This is a genomic window from Colwellia sp. MB02u-6 (assembly GCF_014077095.1).
Classification (GTDB): Bacteria; Pseudomonadota; Gammaproteobacteria; order Enterobacterales; family Alteromonadaceae; genus Cognaticolwellia.
This window is the reverse complement of the sequence record NZ_JACGVG010000029.1, coordinates 55688-77029: the sequence shown is the minus strand read 5'-3', so window position 1 is coordinate 77029 and position 21342 is coordinate 55688. Positions and strand designations below refer to the sequence as shown.

Below are 21342 nucleotides of genomic sequence, written 5' to 3'. Positions count from 1 at the left end.
TTATTAAGCCGATAGCGGAAAATAGTGTCGATTTAACAGTTTAGGTGCGTAATTCTTTTCGCAGCACTTTGCCAACGTTGCTTTTGGGTAATTCATCCATAAATTCTACAAACTTAGGACGTTTATAATTGGTTAGCATTTCATGACAGTGATCAAAAATGTCTTGTTCGGTTAAGTTAGGATTTTTTTTAACAATAAACACTTTTACTGCTTCACCGCTAGCATCGTTTTTAACTCCAATGGCTGCCGCTTCAAGTACCCCTTGGTGCATCACAAGTACTTCTTCTATTTCATTGGGAAAAACGTTAAAACCAGAGACAATAATCATGTCTTTTTTACGATCGACAATCTTAAAAAAGCCATTCTCGTCCATGGTGGCGATATCACCGGTTGCTAACCAACCGTCTTTTAATACTTCATCAGTGGCAGCTTGACGATTAAAATAACCTTTCATCACTTGTGGGCCTTTTACCCACATTTCACCAGGCTGTCCTAGCGCAACATCAATACCATCATCATCGACTAAACGAATATCTGTTGAAGAAACTGGAATGCCGATAGAGCCATTGTAGTTTTCTTGGTTATAGGGACTCATCGTCACTAAGGGTGCGCACTCAGTTAAGCCGTAACCTTCTAATAAACGTGTGCCAGTGACCTTTTCCCAAAGTTCTGCGACGGGACGTTGCACAGACATACCACCACCAAAACCAAGTTTTAGTGGACTAAAGTCAAGTTTGTCAAAACCTGGAGTATGTAATAAACCATTAAATAAAGTATTTACACCGGTTATGATGGTAAAAGGGTATTTAGCTAATTCTTTAACAAAACCGGCCATATCTCTAGGATTAGTAATTAATAAATTAGTGCCCCCGAAGGGTATAAAACACAGACAGTTAGAGGTTAAGGCATAAACATGATAAAGCGGTAACGCGGTGACCATAATTTCTTTGCCAACCTCGTAAACATTTTTAGTCGCAGCATTAGATTGCTCAAGATTAGCAACCATATTACGGTGGGTTAACATTGCACCTTTTGAAGGTCCGGTTGTGCCGCCAGTATATTGTAAGAAAGCTAAATCAGTACCCACCACCTCAACTGGCGTAAAATTAAGCGCCGCGCCTTTTGCCATTACCTGATTAAATTTTACTGCTTGAGGCAAATGGTACGGGGGTACTTGCTTCTTAACATACTTTAATACGCCATTAATTATAGCGCCTTTAATTTTACTTAACCGGTCACCAACACCGGTAATAATAACCTGCTCTACGTCAGTTTTATCAATAACGGCGGCAAGTACATGAGCAAAGTTTTCAAGAATAAGAATACTTTTTGCGCCCGAGTCTTTTAATTGGTGTTGTAATTCACGCGGGGTATAAAGCGGATTGACATTAACCACAGTGAGTCCAGCAATCAATGCACCAAATAATGCGATAGGATATTGCAGGGTATTTGGGATCATAATGGCAAATTTATCACCTTTAACTAATCCTAAATCTTGTTGCAAATAAGCTGCAAAGTCAGTGGCTTGTTGTGCAAGTTCTTGATAAGAAATACTGGCACCCATATTAATAAAGGCGGTATTGTTTTTATAAAGTTTGGTGTATTTTAAAAACAAATCTGCCAAAGAGTGATATTTGTCTGGATCTATTTCAAATGCTAGACCCTTTGGGTAACTTTTTTCAAGCCAAATTCTTTCCATTTTATTCTCTCCCCAATTATTCATTTTTTAAGTGACCTTGTTAAGCCACCTTATTAAGTGACCTTTAATCATCGGCACTTACTATCTGATATTTAAAAAGTGATGTTATTATTATTTTTGCTACCCTGCTACATTGCCTTAATGTTTAAAGTACTTCAAATAAACCTGCTGCACCTTGCCCACCAATTCACATGCTGATCACCACATATTTCACACAGCGTCGTTTACCTTCAATTAACCCATACATAACCATACGTGTGCCGCTTATGCCTTATGGATGACCAATTGCAATAGCACCACCATTTACATTCCGAAGATCTTCTAGAATACCCAACTTTTGAGCACAATATAAAACTTATACTTTACTAATAGCATCTGTTGCTTTGTCCATCACTAATTTTGTTGCTGTAACCGGCACAATTTAATCCAACTTATTCGCAAATTTTATATTTAAATAGTTACGCGTGACTATTTTGTTGTGATTTCATAAAAGCCATGGCTTTTAAAACAAACTTTTCACCTTGTTTGGCACCTGATGCTAATGCCACTTGGCCAGTTTGATTAGTTAACTCGGGCCATTGTTCACGCACAGTTTCAGGATTTTGGTTTTGCCCCTCAAGAAAACAACCCTCGGTTTCGATAATACTGGCACTTGAATAGCCGCCTGCGCCAGCACATAAAATAAAGCGATTAGGGGCGTCGTCATCACACAGTGTTAAAAGGCCAGCCGTTACCGCTTCAGGTGCAAAAGCTTGGACAATTTCTGCCGGCATTAAATCTTCCGTCATACGTGTCCCTGCTGTTGGCGCTAGGGCATTGACGCGAATATTATTTTTTGCGCCTTCAAGTACTAAGGTATTCATTAAACCTAACACCGCCATTTTTGCCGCGCCATAATTTGCTTGACCGAAATTACCATACAGACCACTTGAAGAGGTGGTCATCACAATACGGCCATAGTTTTGTTCGCGCATGATGTCCCAAACCGCTTTAGTGCAGTTAACTGAGCCCATAACATGAACATCCATCACTAGTTTAAAGTCATCTAAGCTCATTTTAGCAAAAGATTTATCACGTAAAATACCGGCATTATTAATCAAGATATCAATACGACCCCATTTTTTCATGGCTTGATTCACCATGTCTTGTACTTCATCAAAATTGGCAACGTTAGCACTGTGACTAATAGCTTCACCGCCATTTTCTGTAATTAAACCCACCACGTCTTCAGAGGCTTGTGACGATGCACCGCTACCATCGCGCGCACCACCTAAGTCATTCACCAGCACTTTTGCACCACGTGCTGCAAGTGCTAAAGCGTGTGAACGGCCTAAACCATTACCCGCGCCCGTAACAATGGCGACCTTACCTTCAAAACTTATTGGCATAATATTTCCTTAACAGGCTTTAATTTATTGTTTATTAATTGCCCATATTTAGACAATCCACATTTAGACGATAGATAGCGTTATTTCACCATTTGCACTGAAAGCCATTCCGCCACTAATGCCGGCGTGTCGCAACCTTCAATTTCAACTGTCACTTTGGTAGATAAACGATATTGCCCTGGTTTTTTCTCTTCAATCGCTAGCGTTTTAGCCTGTGCTCTAACGCGACTATTTACCTTAACCGGTTGCAAGAACCTGACGTTATCAAAACCCGCGTTTAAACCCATATAGCAACCCTCAATGATGACACTAAAGTCTTCCGCAAAATGAGAGAGCATTGATAAAGATAAAAATCCATGGGCTATGGTTGAACCAAATGGCGTGGCTTTTGCCTTTTTTTCATCAATATGGATAAATTGATGATCTAGGGTGCAATCAGCAAATTGATTAATTTGCGCCTGCGTTATTTGGTGCCAAGGGGTTGGCTCAGCTTCAAAGCCAATGTAGTTGGCTAATTGATCTTTTGTTATTATGGTTGGCATAGTAAATATCTCTTTAGCGCATGGTTATTTAATGCTCGTTAAGCTTTAAAACCAGTCTATTTCCATGTCATAGGTTGTACTGTCTGCATTAACTAAAATACTCGACCATAGCGCTATTTTTGGTAACTCAAAATGATAAAAATATTGTAATGCTTGCAGCTTTCCGTGATAAAAATGCTCATCGGTTTGATGTAGTTTTTTGCTCAGTGCTTTACTAGCTACTATGCCTTGTTTTAACCATAACCACGCGACAATAACGTGACCAAAAAATTCAAGATATTTTACTGAGTTAGCTAAAGCCAAATCGATATTGTGGGTCGACATTGCACCTAATACCACTTGAGTGGTTTGTTTTAAGGTCTCAACAGCGGCACTAAGTTGGCTAGAAAATTCAGCTAAATTTTTATAGGGTTTTGCTTGTTCAATGGTTTTATAAATTTCGGCTAGGGTTGCTGTGTAGCCGGCCATTTTATTCATCGGTACTTTACGGGTTAATAAATCTAACGACTGAATACCTGTGGTGCCTTCATGAATAGCATTTAAGCGATTGTCACGATAAAACAACTCAACAGGATGCTCATTAATATAACCATGTCCACCCAATACTTGAATAGCTAAGTCGTTAGCTTTAGTACCATATTCTGACGGCCAGGTTTTTATAATTGGCGTTAAAAAGTCTAATAACACTTGTGCATCTTGTTGTGCATCAATTGTGGGGGCCGTTTTTTCGTCGTCACTCAGTTGTGAGCCATAAAGCACCAGTGCAAGTGCGCCTTCAGCATAGGCCTTTTGCGCGAGTAACATACGGCGAACATCAGCGTGTTCAATAATATTAACCATGGGAGAAAGTGGATCTTTGCATGATGGCAAGCGCCCTTGTGGACGGTTTTTTGCATAATCAAGTGAATATTGATAACCGGCAATCGCTAGCGTTGCAGCGCTAGTACCCACCATAATACGTGCCTCATTCATCATATGAAACATGTATTTAAGCCCTTGATTCTCTTCACCTACTAAGTAACCAACTGAGCCATTTTTTTCACCAAAACTTAAGGCTGTCGAGGTATGAGCGCGACCGCCCATTTTGTGAAATAAGCCCGCCAGCGCTACCTCATTGTCTTCCCCCAGAGTGCCATCATGGTTCACTAAAAATTTAGGCACGACAAATAATGAAATACCTTTAATACCTTTCACTGCGCCTTGTACTCGCGCAAGTACTAGATGGACAATATTTTCACTTAAGTCATGATCACCACCAGAAATATAAATTTTATTACCGCTAATGCGATAAGTATCATCTGTAGACTTAACCGCTTTGGTGATTAAATCGCCAAGCCCTGAGCCGCTGCCTGGCTCGGTCATCGCCATGGTGCCCATGAATCGTCCTGAGCGCATGGGTTTAACCCACTTTTCAATCAGGGCTTGGCTACCATGGGCTTGCAGTAAATTTGCATTAGCTGTGGTCAACATGTTGTAACCTAAGCCAACACCACCTGCGGCGGTTAGATAGGTGTTAGCCACGCTTGCAATAATGGGCGGTAATTGCATGCCATTTGAGGCAAAATCTGCACTAGCTGAAGAAATACCCGAGGCTATTAACGCTTCAATAGCAGGTTTTAACTCAGGAATAAGACTGACGTTTTTACCGTCAAAAGTAGGTTGATGCGTATCAAGTTTTTGTCGAATAGGTAAGAAGTGTTTCTCAGCTATGGCTTTAGCCGTATTAATGACCTCATTAAAAGTCTGACGGTCATGGTCTTGGTAGCGTGCTCGTTTTATCAGTGATTCACTATCAAAAAGCTCATAGAGCATAAATTCAAGATCACGTTCATTCATTAATGTTGCAGACATAAAATTATCTTCTCATCTTTTTACTTAACTCAATAACAGCGAGTTATTGCAAGTTACTACATGGTTATTAACTTATTGCGCTGAAACACCGCCATCTATGGCGATACATTGCCCTGTCATGTAGGTATTGGCTGGAGATAACATCATCAGCATCATGGCAACAATTTCTTTAGGTTTGCCTAAGCGATTCATTGGGGCGCCTCTAGCCATTTTCTTTTGTTGTTCTTGGTCAGCAAAATTAGTCACCATAGGCGTTAAGGTAAAAAATGGACAAATGGCATTGATACGAATATTGTCACGACCATATTCAACCGCACCCGATTTGGTTAAACCAATCACCGCATGTTTAGCCATCGCATAAGCACTACCTCTGGCGGCACCACTTAGGCCAGCCATAGAACTCACATTGAGGATGCTACCTTCACCTTGTTGCAACATTTGTTGTATTTGATGGCGCATACCAAATTGAACACCTTTAACATTAATGGCAAATTGACTGTCCATTATGGCTTCGTCTATCTCATGTAGTGGCATAAATTCGTGGGCAACACCGGCGTTATTAACCCCTATATCAACACGGCCAAAGTGTTTAATCGCGGTGTCGACCATGGCTTTACAGTCATCATTTTTTGAAACATCACAGGCCAGTGCAATAACCTCAGCGCCGGTTGATGCTATATCTTCAGCAACTTTTAACACACCAGACTCGTTAATATCACTGATCACTAACTTGGCGCCACGCTTAGCCAACTCTTGTGCTAACAGCTGTCCAAAGCCTTGCGCTGCGCCGGTAATAACTGCTACTTTTCCAGTAAAATCTAATAGTGCATCCATAGTATTTCCCTTACATTACAAATATTGTTGATGAATTTTTTGTTCTAACGCGTCGTTATCTATCAATTTACATAGCGATATTTTTCTTCAACACTTACCTTTGACATTACTTATCTGTTGATTTTTTTGAAGATTTATTTGCTAAGTGTGCTGTTGTTTGTTCAGCTGGTTTTTCGTCCGTTTTTTCAATAATATTTAAAGCCATTTGCGCTAGAGGTTCAACAAAGGCCCCCACTTTATTGGCCTGTTTATTTGATGCGTTACCCTCTGAAGCACGTTTTGCCACGCCTTGCACTATTGCTGCTAATCTAAAAAAGCTAAATGCTAGGTAGAAGGTCCAATTGTCGATATGGTCAATCCCCATACGTTGACAGTAACTTGCAACATATTCTGCTTCTGTGGGTATGCCTAAACTCACCCTATCAACCCCTTGCAGGCCATCGATAGTACCCATTCCTTGTGGCATACGCAGCTGCATACATTGATAAGCTAAATCAGAAAAAGGATGCCCTAACGTCGATAATTCCCAATCCAGCACCGCCATAACTTTAGGCTGGTCTTTGACAAACATTATATTGTCTAAGCGAAAGTCACCATGTACTAAGCAAACTCGGCCATCGTCTTCAGGCAGGTGTTTTTCAAGCCAAAGTATCAGCTGGTCCATCGCCGAAATTTTCTGTAATTCTGTCGTACGATATTGCGAAGACCATCGACCAAATTGTCGTTCAAAGTAGTTACCTGCTTTGCCATAATCACCTAAACCCACTAGGTCAATATCAACGTTGTGCAGAGCGACTAAGGTTTTATTCATTGCATCATATAGTTGGCTACGATAGGCATTGGTTGAAATTTCAGCTAATGACGGACTCCAGTAAACGCTACCATCACAAAACTCCATCAAGTAAAACATAGCGCCAATAATACCGGTGTCGCGACAAAGGTGATAGACTTGAGCAACAGGTACGTCACTACATTTAAGAGCATCAAGCACTGCAAATTCTCGATCAACGGCATGAGCAGATTTTAACAATTTACCCGGTGGTTGGCTGCGCAATACATACAGACCCGATTCAGCCGTGACTTTAAAAGTAGGATTTGACTGCCCACCGGTAAACTTGCTTAATGTGATAGGGCCAATAAAACCTACGACATGAGCCTCAAGGTATTGAGTTAATTTTTCTACATCAAAAGCAAAGCTTGCTGTCATCTGTTTATCTCTTTCATTGGTTTAACCTGCTCAATGTTTACAGCAATTGACCTGAGGTTGTCTTTTTAACTAAATCGCGGCCAAGTTGCATCATGTGTACTTGATCTGGGCCATCCGCTAAACGCAAGGTTCTTTGGCCCGCAAAAGCATGAGCCAAAAAGGTATCTTGGCTGACACCAACGGCGCCATGGCATTGAATAGCACGGTCAAGTACATCAAGTGCCATACTTGGCGCGACGATTTTAATCATAGCGATAATATCTTTAGCGGCTTTATTACCGTCAGTGTCCATTTTTTGCGCCGCTTTTAAGGTCATTAAGCGTGCTTGTTCAATCTGGCAAGCAGAAATAGCGATGTCTTCACGCACTGATTGCTGTTTGATCATGGGGCGACCAAAAACAATACGCTCGTTAACCCGCTGACACATTAAATCAAGCGCACGTTGTGCTACGCCAATAGAGCGCATGCAATGATGAATGCGGCCTGGGCCTAAACGACCTTGGGCAATTTCAAAACCTTTACCTTCACCGACAATAATGTTTTCAACCGGTACGCGGACATTGTCAAAGGTGATTTCAGCATGCCCTTCGGGCGCGTCGTTATAACCGAATACTTGCATTGGACGTACCATAGTGACGCCCGGTGTTTGCATCGGCACTAGCACTTGAGACTGCTGAATATAGCGATTGCTATTGTCAGGATCAGTTTTGCCCATCACGATCATAATTTCACATTGTTTGCGACAGGCGCCACTGATATAAAATTTGCGACCATTGATAACATATTCATCACCTTCACGTTCTATGCGTAATGCAATGTTAGTCGCATCACTTGAGGCAACCTCTGGCTCAGTCATGGCAAATGCTGAACGAATTTTTCCTTCAAGTAGCGGCTCTAACCATTTTTTTTTCTGTGCTTCATTACCATATTTAGCCAATACTTCCATATTCCCAGTATCAGGGGCCGCGCAATTAAACACTTCTGGTGCCCACATCACTTTGCCCATAATTTCGGCAAGAGGCGCGTATTCTAAGTTAGTTAGCCCGGCACTATATTTACCGTAACTTACCGGTAAAAATAAATTCCATAAGCCTTGCGCTTTCGCCTTGGCTTTAAGTGCTTCCATTAAGGGTGGGGTTGACCATTGATCCTGAGCTACTTGCTCATGCATTTGTGCTTCAACAGGATAAACATGGCTGTCCATAAATGTGCCGACACGTGCCATTAATTCTTTCACTTTGTCGCTGTATTCAAAATCCATGGGTGATCCTCATTATTTTTTAATATCTGGCTGTTATTTATGTCGTTTTAGCGCCATTAACCCTCTGCAGTCTTAAATTCACACTATCGCGAACACTTCTGCGATGGCGATTAACTTAATTTCATCAGCGCGGCTTTATTAAATTGTGCGATTTCATCGGCTTTATTGTCTTTAATTTTATTGACCCACTCTGGATCAACTAACAATGCTCGGCCGATAGCGACCAGATCAAATTCATCATTATTTAAACGTGCCAACAAACCATCGATACTGGTTGGGTTTGATGTTGCCCCAAGATCGACACTGCCTTCACCCGTAAAATCACTATCTAAACCCACACTACCGACAGTAATAACCGGTTTATTAGTGATTTTTTTTGTCCAACCAGCAAGATTAAGGGCTGAACCTTCAAATTCAGGTAGCCAAAAGCGGCGTGTACTGGCGTGAAAAATATCAACACCCGCATTGCTCAGTAACGATAGCAATGTGGTTAATTCTTCAGGTGTTTGACAAAGCTTAGCCTTGTAATCTTGTTGCTTCCATTGAGAAAATCTAAAAATGATTGGAAAGTCTTCACCAACAGCAAGGCGAATAGCTTGCACTATTTCAACAGCGAAACGTGCTCTATTTTCTAATGAACCGCCATATTTATCGCTGCGTTGATTGGTGCCTTGCCAAAAAAATTGGTCAACTAAATAACCATGCGCGCCATGCACTTCAATCGCGTCAAAACCAATAACTTTAGCATCAGCAGCCGCTTGAGCAAATGCGCTAACCACTTCATCAATATCTGCTTGGCTCATGGCAATACCGTTGGGCGTGCCCGGCTTATACAAACCTGAGGGGCTATAAGCCGGTATGGCCTTATCTGGGCCTATGCCTTCTTTACGTACTGAGCCTACATGCCATAACTGCGGGGCAATTTTTCCACCGGCGGCATGAACTTCATCAACCACATGTTTCCAGCCCGCTAAAGCTTCTTCACCAAAAATAGCCGGCACACGCTCATAACCGTTGGCGGCTTTATGTGAGATAAAAGTGCCTTCGGTAATAATTAAGCCAACGCTACCTTCGGCTCTGCGACGATAATATTGAGCTACCTCGTCGGTTGGAATATAGTTTGGCGAAAATGTCCGGGTCATCGGTGCCATGACAGTACGATTTTTTAAGGTTAAACCACCGATAGAGATGGGTTGAAAAAGTTTAGCGGCACTAATTACGGTGTTAGTTACGGCTTTAGTTAAGGTGTTAGTTACGCCCTTATTATCAGTTTTTGTTTCTACCTTTGTTTCTGCGTCAATGCTAGTCATCTTATTCCCTAAACTCTTTCATTTTTATTTGCTCTGAGTAAATTAACTAAAGTGGCGACAATAAGTCTGACAGCCTAAGTCACCACTAATTTACACTTGTTATATCAATTTAAAGGGCTATTAATTACTTAGCCAATCAAATAGCCGCCATCAACATTAATCGCCGTACCTGTGGTGTAACTTGAAGCGTTGGAAACCAAGTACAAAACAGTACCCGCCATTTCTTCAGGCTGAGCCACTCGCTTCATCGGTACGTGATGCAGCATTTGTGCTAATATTTTTGGATTATTAACTAAGGTAGAGGCAAACTTAGTGTCTGTGCCACCGGGTAATATGGCATTAACACGAATGTTAAATTGAGCGCATTCTTTCGCGAACGTTTTGGTCATCGAAATAACCGCAGCTTTAGTAATAGAATATATACCTTGATAATCACCCGGTATAACACCATTGATAGAAGCCACGTTAACAATCGCCCCACCGTTATTTGCTTTCATCAATTTAGCGCCAATCGTTGACATGAAAAAGTAACCACGAATATTCACGTCAACCGTTTTTTGAAACGCCGCTAAATCAGTATCTAATACATGACCAAAATATGGATTTGTCGCGGCATTGTTCACTAATATATCTAGCTTACCGTGCTCTGCTGATATTTGAGCAAATATGGCTTCTATCTGCTCCATTTCACCAATATGACAAGCAATGGCTTGTGCACTGCCACCCGCGGCAATAATTTGCTCAACAACGCCTTCGCAACCTGCTATTTTACGACTCGAGACAATAACATGAGCGCCGTTTTCTGCGAGCAGTTTAGCGACATGCTCGCCAATGCCTCTGCTTGCACCGGTAACTAAAGCAATTTTTCCTGTTAAATCAAACAAATTGGTACTCATATCTTCATTCCTTGTTATAAATTTTGTCTTTATTTTTACTTGTCTCTCAACGCTTATCTCACCTAAAAGTAACCCAGTCAGTGCCCGCTTGAGTTAAATGACTATAATTATTAAAATAATCAATGCTTAAGTTTTTTTTTGAAAAGAGTAATTTGGTCACACCGGTATTACGTAACTGTTGAATTATTGCCAGTGTATTTTGATCTGATAAACCTAATATATGTTGAACAAGTACAGAGATTGTACCGCCCGAGGTAAAAATACATATATCGTTTGACCGCTTGGCATTCATTAATTCTTGGTTAATAACGTCTTGCAAAGCTGTGATACAACGTTTTTTAAATTGTGGCCAACTCTCAATATAATCACTGTCGTATGCGCCACCAATCCAGCGTTTAATTGCCAGTGAAAATTCTGCTTGAAAAACTTGATTGGCGTTGGGTAACTTATTTGTTTTTGCTACCTTATCAGCAAAATTTTTCCATTGGGCATCATAACGTGTTAGTACTTCTACATGGTTAAACTCATTAAAACCTGAATGTAAAACCCTCGCGGGTTTACTCACCTGATAACCTAATGAAAAGTTTTCAAGGGTTTGTTCATGGCGTAGTAAATCTCCCAAAAAAATATGATCAGGCGCCGGCAATGACTGCCAAGATTTACCCAATAACTGAGATTGCATCGCCCCTTTTTTGGATAACTGATCATAATCAGCTTTACCAAATGAGGCTTGGCCATGACGAATCAGATAAATAGCGGCCATAAAACTAGGCTGCTGCCATAACGTATTGGTTTTGAATTAAATTTAAACATTCTTTTATGATCATTTTATTGCTTACCAGTTTATTACTTGCCATTGTCATGATTAAAATATCAGCTTAACGCCATTAATCTATGCTAAGTGCCTACAATAAATTAAACAAATGAATAGTTCTTATAACTTACTATTCAAATTATGAATAGATAAGAAGGGAGATTACTTGTAATCTAGCTAACTAGTAGCAAAAAAAGAACTGATATTGAAATAATAACATTGCCAATAGTGGCTTAATGCTTGCTAAACTAAATGGAGAAAGTATGAAAGTAGATTTAAATCTATTTGTGGTGTTTGAAGCGATTTACTGTGAAGGGAATATTACCAAAGCGGCCTCAGCCCTTAACTTATCGCAACCTGCCGTGAGTCATTCATTAAGTAAACTTCGGCATAATTTTGATGATGCTTTATTTATTCGTCAAGGTAACCAGATGCGGCCGACACCGGTTGCCAATAATGTTATTGCCGATGTGCGTGAAGCCTTACAGCAATTAAAAGTTTGCTTGGCGCAGTCTAGACAGTTTGAACCTTTAGTCTCGCGTAATAACTTCAATATCTCGCTACATGGCGCTTTAGAAGCCTCATACTTACCCCCTTTAATGCAACGCATCAGAAAAGAAGCGCCTTTAATTAATTTACAAAGTAGTCGCCGAGTCAATCGCCATGAATTGGAAAACAAATTGGCCAGTGGTGATATTGATTTAGCGATAGATACCTTATTGCCGGTTAGTGACAATATTTTGCATACCCAATTAGATCAAAGCAAATTAGTGGTACTAGCACGAGAAAATCACCCTATTGTAAAATCGACACTTGATTTAGCCACCTACCTCGCACAAGAGCATGTACTGGTTTCATCTCGCACAGTAGGATTAAGTATTGAAGATTTTGAGTTAGGACGATTAGGACTACAACGAAAAATTGGCTTGAGGTGTCAGCATGCCTTTTCTGCCTGCCAAGTCATTGCCGATAACAACATGTTGCTAACTCTGACTGAAACAACAGCGCAAATGTACAGCCAGCTGCTTGATTTACGGATATTTTCCTTACCCGTGAGTTTGCACGATATTGACGTGCATTTATATTGGCACAGCAATGTCGATTTTGACCCAGCAAATAAATGGTTAAGAAATCAAATTATTCAAACTGCATCGACAAGTTCAACATTTAATAGCCAAAATCCTTGATCGAAAACACTTAACCGAAAGCAATAGCGGCAATGAACTTATACCAATTTCATTAATTAGGTGGCCTACTTTATACGCAGGAAAAACAGCCAAATATAAGGCATTTATTTAATAAATAATTGTTCTAATTATTAAATAAATAACGCAGTAGTTGGTTATTTTAACCAGTAAAATGATCAGATAATTAGTGAGATTGATATTAATAAGGAAAAACAATATTAACGGTGAAATTTAGTCTATTGGGTTAGCTGGCCTAAGATAAGCTAAGATTTAAAAACAGTTAACACCGACTCACTAAAGTCAGCTTTAAAGCTCAAATAAGATTTTTATATTATTTTACCTGATCCGGTCTAACTTAACAGCCAACAAGTGTGGCTTTACATTTATTCATCGTACTAAAACTCGATATTGAAAAGTGATTTTACACTTAATTAAGATGATTCCATTTATTAATTATTTTATCTAACTCACCCGATTTTTTTAAATCACCAATGGCCTGATTAATCGCTGTAACCACGTCAGGTTTAACTGATTTTTTGCTAAAAATAAGATGAATGTCTGCCTGGTAAATACTTAAAGCATGTTTTTCAAACTCTCCAGTCATTTTATACTTGTCAGAGAAGGCTTTAATAGTGGCCGGATCAACCAAAAAACCATCAATGTGCCCAGCTAATAGTAATGTTACATTCTCTTCAATATCAACAACTTCAACAATATGTTCTTGAAATTCAACCGTTTTCATTAATTCTTGATATTCATCACCGTAATAATAACCGCTTTCGATACCAATTATGTAATTGCTGTTGGTTAAGTCTGATAATCTACCTAACTTAATGCTATTAGCTTGGCCATTTCTAACAAATAAATGCACGGTCTCTTGCCTATAAGGTTCACTAAACATAGCGTAACGCCGTCTTTCTTCGCTTAATGACGCGCCCATAGCAACATCCATTTCACCGGTTTTTATATAGTGTAAATGTCGCTTCCAGGGTAATTCAGTATATTCTGTTGTATAACCAACTTTGGCAAATATTGTGTTGAAAATTTCAAAATCTAAGCCGACAAGCTCTTGCTGGCTATTACGATATTGGTAAGGAAACCAAAGCTCCCATCCAACATAAAGATCTTTGGCATAACTAGTAAAATTTACCATTAAACAAACTAAGAAGAGAAATTTTTTCATAGCAACCTAATTTATGCCTTAACTAAATTATTTTTACTTTTATTTCAAAGGCTTGAGCTTTAAGACTAATGCTGGATCTAAGCGCATATTAAACCAGTTTATGCGCCAATCTAAGTGTGGGCCTGTAGCTCTTCCACTCGCACCCACAGCAGCGACCAGTTGTCCTTTGCTTACTTTGTCGCCAACACTGACATATGAAGCGCTTAAATGCAAAAATGTTGAACTAACACCATGGCCATGATCTATAATCATTGTGCCACCTGAGTAGAACATATCAGAGACAAACATAAGCACAGTACCATCGGCAGGCGCTTTAACAGCGTCGCCTGTATCACCCGCATAATCTAAACCATAATGTGGCCATTTAGGCACACCGTTATAATAACGTTGACTACCATAAACACCGGTAATTACTCCTTCAATAGGGGGAATAAATCCCTTGGCAAACGCGATTAAGTTACTGTCAATTTTTCGAGCGGCTTTAATCTTTTTATTATCTTCCCTAACACGGATATTGGCCTTTTTGTTAGGGTTCATAATGCTTTTAGCAATACCTTCAACCCGTTGAATGTTGTATTCACGTTTTAGCGGTTTTAATATCTGCTTTTCTATTACGCCACTTGGGTTAATGATGGTGAGTTCACTATTATTTTTTTCATCTCGGCTAAAGCCTAACGCATAGTCGCCGTTTAAAGAGACTTTAATCACTTTACCATTAAGCATGACTTTATTTTCTGGCGCTGTTTTACCTACAATTAACGCCCCTTGAAAAAACTGCTCACTCAGCTGTGTTTGAGTTGATGTTTTTGCTGACAGCTCTTGTGTGGCAACTAAGCTAGCTATGAAGGTGAGTGTTAATAATAATGAATACTGTTTAGCCATTAGCAATGGCTCCTTTAGCAACACCTTCAAAAGCAACTACTTTAAATTCATCGTTCGGTGCTTGCTGTTTAAGTTGGCGCACAATAAAGTCAGCCAATAACTCAACCGTTGAGTCGCAATCAACCACATCTAAAATGTTACTTGGCACGGCAATATCAAATCGACCTTGTGGCGCAAAGTAAGAAAATAATTGGTGATCGGGAGTCAAATTAGTCATCGCAGTAGCTGACAATTCTATCTCACTTGACGCCATGCGGTCAGCTTCACTCGCAAGATATATATCTTGCCAACGTGAACTCCAAGCCGCTTCAAGCGCTGCTGAGCGTTGACCATTTTTATAGATATGAATTTTTGAACGATGACCATGAGCGATACGCTGACAATTACCGTCATGCAATTTCAAACCATGGGTATAGTGATAATACGCACCCTCAATATTTTCTGGCCGTAGATTTAGTGTCAAACCTTGAACATTTTTTGGTAAATGACTCAAAATTATATCGGTTAAATAATTTTTCACCGCGGCGATGTCTATTTGCTTGATATCTATTTTGGCAAATGCACAGCTCGGTGATTGTAAATAGTAGCTACCCTGCTTGGCACTGAAATTTACAAGTTCATGACCTGCTCGATGCGAGGAAACTTCGACACTAACGGTGTCATTTTGCATGGGCAATAATAATTTATGATCAACCGCATCATCTATAATGGCCTTAATTTGCTTTTTAACCACAGCAAAATCAAGCACCATACTCATTTCATTTAAACTACCCTCAAGCAAAACATCAACAATCCAACTTTCGCCCACAATGCCACGTTCCGCACAACAGTACGAGAAGTCGATAACGGTTAAATCATTTACAAATAACTGCATTTAATAACTCTCCTCCAACTTAACTTGCCAAGCAATGGTTTCATTCGCGCGAATAGGCACCACTTCGTCGTTACCAAAAGCCATGGTGGCCGGTACAGTCCATGCCGCTTTAACTAGGGTTATTTTGTCAGTGTTTACCGGTAAGTTATAAAATTTAGGACCATGTAAACTAGCAAAACCTTCAAGCTTATCTAGCGCACCGGCTTGTTCAAATGCTTCAGCATATAACTCGATAGCAGCATGTGCGGTGTAAGCACCGGCACAACCACAGGCATTCTCTTTTGCATGTTGTGAATGCGGCGCAGAGTCTGTACCTAGAAAAAATTTATCACTGCCACTGGTCGCGGCGGCAACTAAGGCCTCTTGATGAATATTACGTTTTAATATTGGCAAACAATAATAATGTGGACGAATACCGCCCACTAACATGTGGTTACGATTAAATAATAAATGATGAACGGTAATGGTGGCGGCTACGTTGTCACCCGCTGCTTTAACAAAATCAACCGCATTTTTGGTGGTGATATGCTCCAACACTATTTTTAATGTTGGATGTTTTGCCACCAGTGGGCGCAATATAGTATCGATAAAGACCGCTTCACGGTCAAAAATATCAATATCGTGACTGGTTACTTCACCATGCACCAATAAAGGCATGTTCTCTGCTTCCATCGCCGCAAATACTGGGGCAAGATTGTCGATGTTAGTTACGCCAGATGAAGAATTTGTTGTCGCTCCTGCGGGGTAAAGCTTGGCCGCATAAACAATACCTGAGGCTTTTGCCGCTTTAATATCTTCTGCGCTGGTTTGATCGGTTAAATACAACACCATTAGCGGTTGGAACTGTGCACTCGGCTTTGCCGCCATAATACGCTGATGATATTGACGCGCTAATTCAGCATTGGTTACCGGTGGTACTAGGTTTGGCATAATAATAGCACGGCCAAAGTAGCGGCTAATATCAGCAACGGTGTTACTTAAGCTCGCGCCATCGCGCAAATGTACATGCCAGTCGTCTGGTCGAGTAATCGTTAATGTAGTCATTTTCTTTCCTAATGTAATCTATTCATGTGCTACTGCCGTTAGTAGACAATATGTTTTATCACTTATTAGCTTGAGCTAATGCTAGTATTCGTTTTCAGAGCCTTCTGAGCTTAGCTCTGACGTTATGGCTTGGCTTTGGCTAGTGCTCTGGTTCGCATTACTTTCTAATAACGCTAGTAGTTGATCTTTTAAATTTGGCGGCACTTTATAAATGGTAATACTTTCATTGGCCGGATTATAAACCACATCTTGGCCAAAATGACTACGCTCAAAGCTTAAACTGATACCGTTACCATAACCCGCATACTTAGTGACTTTATTCACTACGGCTTGATCATGAGGAAACGACTCCTCAATGGGGTATGATTGCTCTTGGCAAAACTTATAAAAATCTTGGCCGCTCTCTTCGGTTTTAATCACATGACTTATTTCTTGCAATGAAACATCTTGCGCCGACTCTTTTTGCTCTTTGCAGTAACTTAAGAGCTCTTTACGACTGTGTTGTTTTTCATTGGCGTCAAATTGATTAACCGCAACATAATCTTCAACCGCTTGCACTAAGGTTTGGGTTTGTTCTTTTGAGTTTAAGCCTTCTTCACAGCTTAAAAAATCTAAGAAAAAGTCAGACACTTTTCTGCCCGCGCGACCTTTAATAAAAGAAATATAACGGTTACCTTGGGCATTATTCTGATAATCGAATAAATCGATGCGAGCCGCTAACTGAAGCTTATTGGTATCAAGGTGTTGATCAGCTGAAATATGTAAATCACCATCAACTGAATAATGTTCAGAAATAGGAATTATCGCCGCTAGTAAGTAGCGTCCACCCATATACTCGTAATGGCAAACAATTAAATAGCCGGTTTCTGCAAGGTCATATTTTTCTAATTCATTTTTAAGTAAATTTCCTGCTTGGCTACTAAATTGATGAAAACTTTGTGAATCACCCAGATAGCTTTCCATAATATCAACAAATCGTGCTTTGTCGCCTTGGGCTGGCATAGCAGAAAAATGTCCGTAGGCCTTACTGCCTTTGCTGTTGTATATTTTATGTAGTGCATCAACAAAACTTTCAATTTTACTGCTAGCTGCAACATTCTCAGGACCTAACCTGAGTACAACTTCGCCAGTTTCTTCTTTTTTTGTTAAAAAATGCAGTGCAATATTCGAAATTATTAAGCTCATAGATAAAGGTCAGTATTATATTGTTCGGGCATTTGATAAACTTAAGTCTGTTTATTAAATTACCATTAAGTGTATAAGATGCCTATTGTATCCAAGTATTCCAACGAACGTGTAGAAAAAATTATTAAAGATTTGCTTGATGTACTCGTTAACGAGTCTGCAACCCCTGATCTAGCGCTAATGTGCCTAGGAAATACCCTAACAGAAATTATTACAAATAATGTGCCGAAAAAGGAACGAGAGGCAATAGTAAACAATTTTACCAATGCATTAAAACAATCTATACAAAATTCTAAATAAAACGTATAAATAATCAGCAACATTCATAAAAATAATAAGAGAATTAAACGACGCAATGGTTTCATTTGAATCAAAACCCTATAGTAAGCGACTATTACAGTTAATCAGCTGGAGCCACTGGTTCACTTTTTTTAATATTATTGCGGCGATCTTATTATCGTCAATTTATGTGTTTAGTGAAGCAATGCCTGACACTTTGTTAGGGCAAACCTACTTAGTTACCACTTGGTTAAGCCATATAGCTTTCTTAACTTTTATGAGTTTTGTGCTCATTTTGTTTCCAATCACCCTGTTGTTTCCTCGAACCCGATTTATTCGGGTGGTCGCTTCTATCATTTTTAGTGCCCAGTTATTGCTTTTGCTGCTCGACGCATTTATCTATACCCGCTTAGGCTATCATTTAAATATTTCATCAAGTGCGCCCATACTTGACCTTATTAATAACGAAATACAACAAAATAGCCGAGCATTCTGGTTTGTTAGCCTAGTATTGACCATGGTGATATTATCGTTTGAACTAATAGCGTCCAATTATGCTTGGAAACACCTAAAAGAATTACAAAAAACTATTTTTGCGCGCTTTATCGTTATTCCTCTGGTGAGCTTTTTCTTTTTTAGTCATATTATTCATATTTGGGCTGATGCCAACCTTGAATATGATGTACTACGCCAAGACACAGTATTGCCCTTGTCTTATCCATCAACGGCCAAAACTTTATTAACCAAATATGGTATGTTCGATCAAGTGGATTATATTGCCCGTCGCACCAGCCCGCTTGCCTTTACAGATGCCGTACCTCAGTACCCGCTTTATCAAGGCCAATGTCTTAATGACACCAAATTAAAACAATCGGTTTTCATGGTGATTACAGACCAAATATTGCAAACTCAACAACTAGATAAAATAAAACAAAGAGCCAAGCAAGGTTTACTATCGCTAGACAATCATATTGATAACGCGTCACCAAAAGAAGCCTGGTTTAATTTGTTTTATAGCTTGCCAAGTATTTACCAAAACGCCTTGTTCGAGCAGCAAGCACAACCGCTACTATTTCAAATTATGGCTCAGAAAAATTTAGCTACATCACTGACTATTGTCGGTGAAGATCACAATGAAGCCTCGGTCATTAATACCCATGGTTTGTTAACCCTGACCGATAAACTATTTCCAACAGTAACAAAACTAGCCGATATATCGAGTTTGATATTTGCGGATAAACTCAATAGTTACGCTCCAGGTTTACACGTATTTTATTTTAAAGGTAACAATAGCTATCAGTTTGAACTGTTTTTAGACGCGTTAATGTCAGTGCAAAATAAACAACCAGACGATAAGCAGCTCAAAGATATTCTTTGGATCAGCTCTATTGGTAACAGCACCACAGAAACAAGTTTATCGATTAAACCTGCGCTACTGGTTTTACCAGCAAGTAAAAATAGATCACTTAATAAACTCACGAGTCATATGGATATGCAACCTACGCTGATTAAAAACTGGCTAAACTGCGATATTAAAGCAACCAGCTATAGCAACGGTACTGATATCAAGAAATTAAATAATGACCGTATTATTGCTAATACCATGGACAACGGCATTGTGGTGTTTAATAAAGATAAATCGATGTTTGTTGACCAAAATGGTAACTTTCAAAGTTATTCTATTCAACTGGCCGCCCCTATTACGGCAACACCTGATTTTCCATTAATGATTGATGGCGTTCATTTTATTAAGCAATTTAGTAAACAATTCGATGAACAAGTGGATAACGTACAATAATTAGACGCTTAGCTCAATTGATGATGTTTTTTAATTGCATTCGAGCGATAAATCATTAAGATAGCCCACATAAGCTTTTATCCCCATTAAGCTTATCAATCGGGGTATAGCGCAGCTTGGTAGCGCGCGCGTCTGGGGGACGTGAGGTCGCAAGTTCGAATCTTGCTACTCCGACCACACAATAAATAATTAAAGCCTTGTTTTTACAAGGCTTTTTTATTGCCTGACTTTATACCAAACCTATAACCTGCAACCCAAAACAAGGCCAAAGCGAAACAGTGACCTTTCAGCTCAAAGTTGGCCAATCTGTTCCAGATGGTTCAACAGTATGCGGTTTCATTGCTGTAGGCCAGGAGCCTGAGGCTCAATTTAATAGTCAGGATGAACAATTTATATTTTGTTCATATAAACAGTCTGATGGGCTTATTCCAATGTCTGAAAAAGAAGCTCGTAAGCAGCTCAATAAACTAAAAAAGAAAAATTTGCCTGAGGGACTGTGTTTACCAAAACAGCTAAAACCTAATAGCCAATTTTTATGTAACTCTGTCATTGTAAAATAATAGCATAGGGGACTAGCCTAGGGAGCAGCTTAGGCTAGTCTGTATAGCAACTTAAGTGCTGATGGATGTATGTCGCTTGTAAAAGATCGCAGAAGAAAAGATCTTAAGCTAGGTACCTCATAAACCAGAGCAAACTCTTTTTTTCAAATTATTGAAAAATATTACACGCAATTTTTGGCTCTCATGGCGCAACAAGATAAATATGTACATCTTGAATGTACGGGCAGACTTTGAATAATATTTAAAATGTGACCTCCTTGGCATGGTCTTTATTGGTGGTCAGTGAATGTCCCCTATCTCAGAAAACCAGTAATCGACGTGAAAGTGTGCGAACGTCCGTTCTTCGCTAGAAGCTTAGAGTAGAAAAATTCAAATATTATGGGCATCAACTGGGCTAGAAAAGAGCAATATGACCGCGCAAGCCTTTTAGATCTAGTGAAGATGGGTCGACATTAGTTCCGAACGGTTTCTCTTACTACAACCTTCACTAACAAGGCGAACGGCAATGGTAAACGAACAAATTTCCATAGGGGGCGTTTGTTTTTAAC

The 21342-nt window shown here is 39.6% G+C and carries 19 protein-coding genes, 1 tRNA gene and 1 pseudogene; 5 read left to right on the top strand and 16 right to left on the bottom strand.

Translation table 11 applies throughout. From position 1 onward, the window contains the following. Positions 1 to 40: 40 nt before the first annotated feature. The 11 genes and pseudogenes from H4J46_RS06645 to H4J46_RS06595 form a co-directional block, all read right to left on the bottom strand. Positions 41 to 1699: an AMP-binding protein gene (locus tag H4J46_RS06645; protein WP_182232855.1), complete on the bottom strand. Its 1659-nt coding sequence runs from the start codon at positions 1697 to 1699 to the stop codon at positions 41 to 43. Between the two features lie 187 nt (positions 1700 to 1886). Next, positions 1887 to 2054 (bottom strand): annotated as a pseudogene (locus tag H4J46_RS17130) (acetyl-CoA C-acyltransferase); the annotation flags it as partial. 103 nt (positions 2055 to 2157) lie between these two features. Beyond that, entirely contained in the window at positions 2158 to 3087 is a 930-nt protein-coding gene (locus H4J46_RS06635; protein ID WP_182232754.1) for an SDR family NAD(P)-dependent oxidoreductase, read from the bottom strand. 80 nt (positions 3088 to 3167) lie between these two features. Next, positions 3168 to 3629: a MaoC family dehydratase gene (locus H4J46_RS06630; protein ID WP_182232753.1), complete on the bottom strand. Its 462-nt coding sequence runs from the start codon at positions 3627 to 3629 to the stop codon at positions 3168 to 3170. A 45-nt stretch (positions 3630 to 3674) separates the two neighbouring features. Continuing rightward, positions 3675 to 5480 carry an acyl-CoA dehydrogenase gene (locus H4J46_RS06625; protein ID WP_182232752.1) on the bottom strand — a complete coding sequence of 602 codons (1806 nt, stop codon included), beginning with the start codon at positions 5478 to 5480 and terminating at the stop codon, positions 3675 to 3677. 72 nt (positions 5481 to 5552) lie between these two features. Beyond that, positions 5553 to 6314, bottom strand: coding sequence for an SDR family NAD(P)-dependent oxidoreductase (locus tag H4J46_RS06620; RefSeq protein WP_182232751.1), 762 nt, complete (start codon positions 6312 to 6314; stop codon positions 5553 to 5555). A gap of 106 nt (positions 6315 to 6420) precedes the next feature. Next, on the bottom strand, positions 6421 to 7521 hold the full coding sequence (locus H4J46_RS06615; RefSeq protein WP_182232750.1) for a phosphotransferase family protein: 1101 nt from the start codon (positions 7519 to 7521) through the stop codon (positions 6421 to 6423). Positions 7522 to 7558: 37 nt separating this feature from the next. Next, complete coding sequence (locus H4J46_RS06610) at positions 7559 to 8782, bottom strand: acyl-CoA dehydrogenase family protein (protein ID WP_182232749.1); 1224 nt, start codon at positions 8780 to 8782, stop codon at positions 7559 to 7561. A gap of 110 nt (positions 8783 to 8892) precedes the next feature. After that, positions 8893 to 9999, bottom strand: coding sequence for an NADH:flavin oxidoreductase (locus tag H4J46_RS06605; protein WP_310650214.1), 1107 nt, complete (start codon positions 9997 to 9999; stop codon positions 8893 to 8895). Positions 10000 to 10220: 221 nt separating this feature from the next. Then, the gene (locus H4J46_RS06600) at positions 10221 to 10988 is read right to left on the bottom strand and encodes an SDR family oxidoreductase (protein ID WP_182232747.1); all 768 of its coding nucleotides are present in this window, start codon (positions 10986 to 10988) and stop codon (positions 10221 to 10223) included. A gap of 58 nt (positions 10989 to 11046) precedes the next feature. Further along, the gene (locus tag H4J46_RS06595) at positions 11047 to 11751 is read right to left on the bottom strand and encodes a histidine phosphatase family protein (protein ID WP_182232746.1); all 705 of its coding nucleotides are present in this window, start codon (positions 11749 to 11751) and stop codon (positions 11047 to 11049) included. 314 nt (positions 11752 to 12065) lie between these two features. Here H4J46_RS06595 and H4J46_RS06590 point away from each other — a divergent pair, with 314 nt between their 5' ends. Continuing rightward, positions 12066 to 12989: a LysR family transcriptional regulator gene (locus tag H4J46_RS06590; protein ID WP_182232745.1), complete on the top strand. Its 924-nt coding sequence runs from the start codon at positions 12066 to 12068 to the stop codon at positions 12987 to 12989. A gap of 427 nt (positions 12990 to 13416) precedes the next feature. Here the strand turns inward: H4J46_RS06590 and H4J46_RS06585 are convergent, their stop codons facing one another. The 5 genes from H4J46_RS06585 to yejK all read right to left on the bottom strand — a co-directional run bounded on the left by H4J46_RS06585 (position 13417) and on the right by yejK (position 18157). Then, entirely contained in the window at positions 13417 to 14172 is a 756-nt protein-coding gene (locus H4J46_RS06585; protein WP_182232744.1) for an ABC transporter substrate-binding protein, read from the bottom strand. Positions 14173 to 14211: 39 nt separating this feature from the next. Beyond that, complete coding sequence (locus tag H4J46_RS06580; RefSeq protein WP_182232743.1) at positions 14212 to 15054, bottom strand: M23 family metallopeptidase; 843 nt, start codon at positions 15052 to 15054, stop codon at positions 14212 to 14214. Then, positions 15047 to 15928: a 6-carboxytetrahydropterin synthase gene (locus H4J46_RS06575; protein ID WP_182232742.1), complete on the bottom strand. Its 882-nt coding sequence runs from the start codon at positions 15926 to 15928 to the stop codon at positions 15047 to 15049. The genes H4J46_RS06580 and H4J46_RS06575 overlap by 8 nt, the downstream gene beginning before the upstream one ends. After that, entirely contained in the window at positions 15929 to 16972 is a 1044-nt protein-coding gene (gene pyrC / locus H4J46_RS06570) for a dihydroorotase (protein WP_182232741.1), read from the bottom strand. An 81-nt stretch (positions 16973 to 17053) separates the two neighbouring features. Beyond that, on the bottom strand, positions 17054 to 18157 hold the full coding sequence (gene yejK, locus H4J46_RS06565) for a nucleoid-associated protein YejK (protein WP_182232740.1): 1104 nt from the start codon (positions 18155 to 18157) through the stop codon (positions 17054 to 17056). Between the two features lie 78 nt (positions 18158 to 18235). Here yejK and H4J46_RS06560 point away from each other — a divergent pair, with 78 nt between their 5' ends. From H4J46_RS06560 to H4J46_RS06545, 4 genes are all read left to right on the top strand, one after another. Continuing rightward, the gene (locus tag H4J46_RS06560; protein WP_182232739.1) at positions 18236 to 18457 is read left to right on the top strand and encodes a DUF1414 domain-containing protein; all 222 of its coding nucleotides are present in this window, start codon (positions 18236 to 18238) and stop codon (positions 18455 to 18457) included. 55 nt (positions 18458 to 18512) lie between these two features. Then, entirely contained in the window at positions 18513 to 20234 is a 1722-nt protein-coding gene (locus H4J46_RS06555) for a DUF3413 domain-containing protein (RefSeq protein ID WP_182232738.1), read from the top strand. Between the two features lie 100 nt (positions 20235 to 20334). After that, positions 20335 to 20411, top strand: a tRNA-Pro gene (locus H4J46_RS06550). Between the two features lie 101 nt (positions 20412 to 20512). Next, positions 20513 to 20794, top strand: a complete 282-nt coding sequence (locus H4J46_RS06545) for a hypothetical protein (protein WP_182232737.1) — start codon at positions 20513 to 20515, stop codon at positions 20792 to 20794. Positions 20795 to 21342 lie beyond the last annotated feature (548 nt).

Coding starts and splice junctions, on each gene's coding strand:
- H4J46_RS06595 (WP_182232746.1), bottom strand. CDS start 11,751: ATGGCCGCTATTTATCTGATTCGTCATGGCCAAGCCTCATTTGGTAAA.
- H4J46_RS06645 (WP_182232855.1), bottom strand. CDS start 1,699: ATGGAAAGAATTTGGCTTGAAAAAAGTTACCCAAAGGGTCTAGCATTT.
- H4J46_RS06625 (WP_182232752.1), bottom strand. CDS start 5,480: ATGTCTGCAACATTAATGAATGAACGTGATCTTGAATTTATGCTCTAT.
- H4J46_RS06635 (WP_182232754.1), bottom strand. CDS start 3,087: ATGCCAATAAGTTTTGAAGGTAAGGTCGCCATTGTTACGGGCGCGGGT.
- H4J46_RS06630 (WP_182232753.1), bottom strand. CDS start 3,629: ATGCCAACCATAATAACAAAAGATCAATTAGCCAACTACATTGGCTTT.
- H4J46_RS06620 (WP_182232751.1), bottom strand. CDS start 6,314: ATGGATGCACTATTAGATTTTACTGGAAAAGTAGCAGTTATTACCGGC.
- H4J46_RS06590 (WP_182232745.1), top strand. CDS start 12,066: ATGAAAGTAGATTTAAATCTATTTGTGGTGTTTGAAGCGATTTACTGT.
- pyrC (WP_182232741.1), bottom strand. CDS start 16,972: ATGACTACATTAACGATTACTCGACCAGACGACTGGCATGTACATTTG.
- yejK (WP_182232740.1), bottom strand. CDS start 18,157: ATGAGCTTAATAATTTCGAATATTGCACTGCATTTTTTAACAAAAAAA.
- H4J46_RS06555 (WP_182232738.1), top strand. CDS start 18,513: ATGGTTTCATTTGAATCAAAACCCTATAGTAAGCGACTATTACAGTTA.
- H4J46_RS06580 (WP_182232743.1), bottom strand. CDS start 15,054: ATGGCTAAACAGTATTCATTATTATTAACACTCACCTTCATAGCTAGC.
- H4J46_RS06610 (WP_182232749.1), bottom strand. CDS start 8,782: ATGGATTTTGAATACAGCGACAAAGTGAAAGAATTAATGGCACGTGTC.
- H4J46_RS06615 (WP_182232750.1), bottom strand. CDS start 7,521: ATGACAGCAAGCTTTGCTTTTGATGTAGAAAAATTAACTCAATACCTT.
- H4J46_RS06560 (WP_182232739.1), top strand. CDS start 18,236: ATGCCTATTGTATCCAAGTATTCCAACGAACGTGTAGAAAAAATTATT.
- H4J46_RS06575 (WP_182232742.1), bottom strand. CDS start 15,928: ATGCAGTTATTTGTAAATGATTTAACCGTTATCGACTTCTCGTACTGT.
- H4J46_RS06585 (WP_182232744.1), bottom strand. CDS start 14,172: ATGAAAAAATTTCTCTTCTTAGTTTGTTTAATGGTAAATTTTACTAGT.
- H4J46_RS06600 (WP_182232747.1), bottom strand. CDS start 10,988: ATGAGTACCAATTTGTTTGATTTAACAGGAAAAATTGCTTTAGTTACC.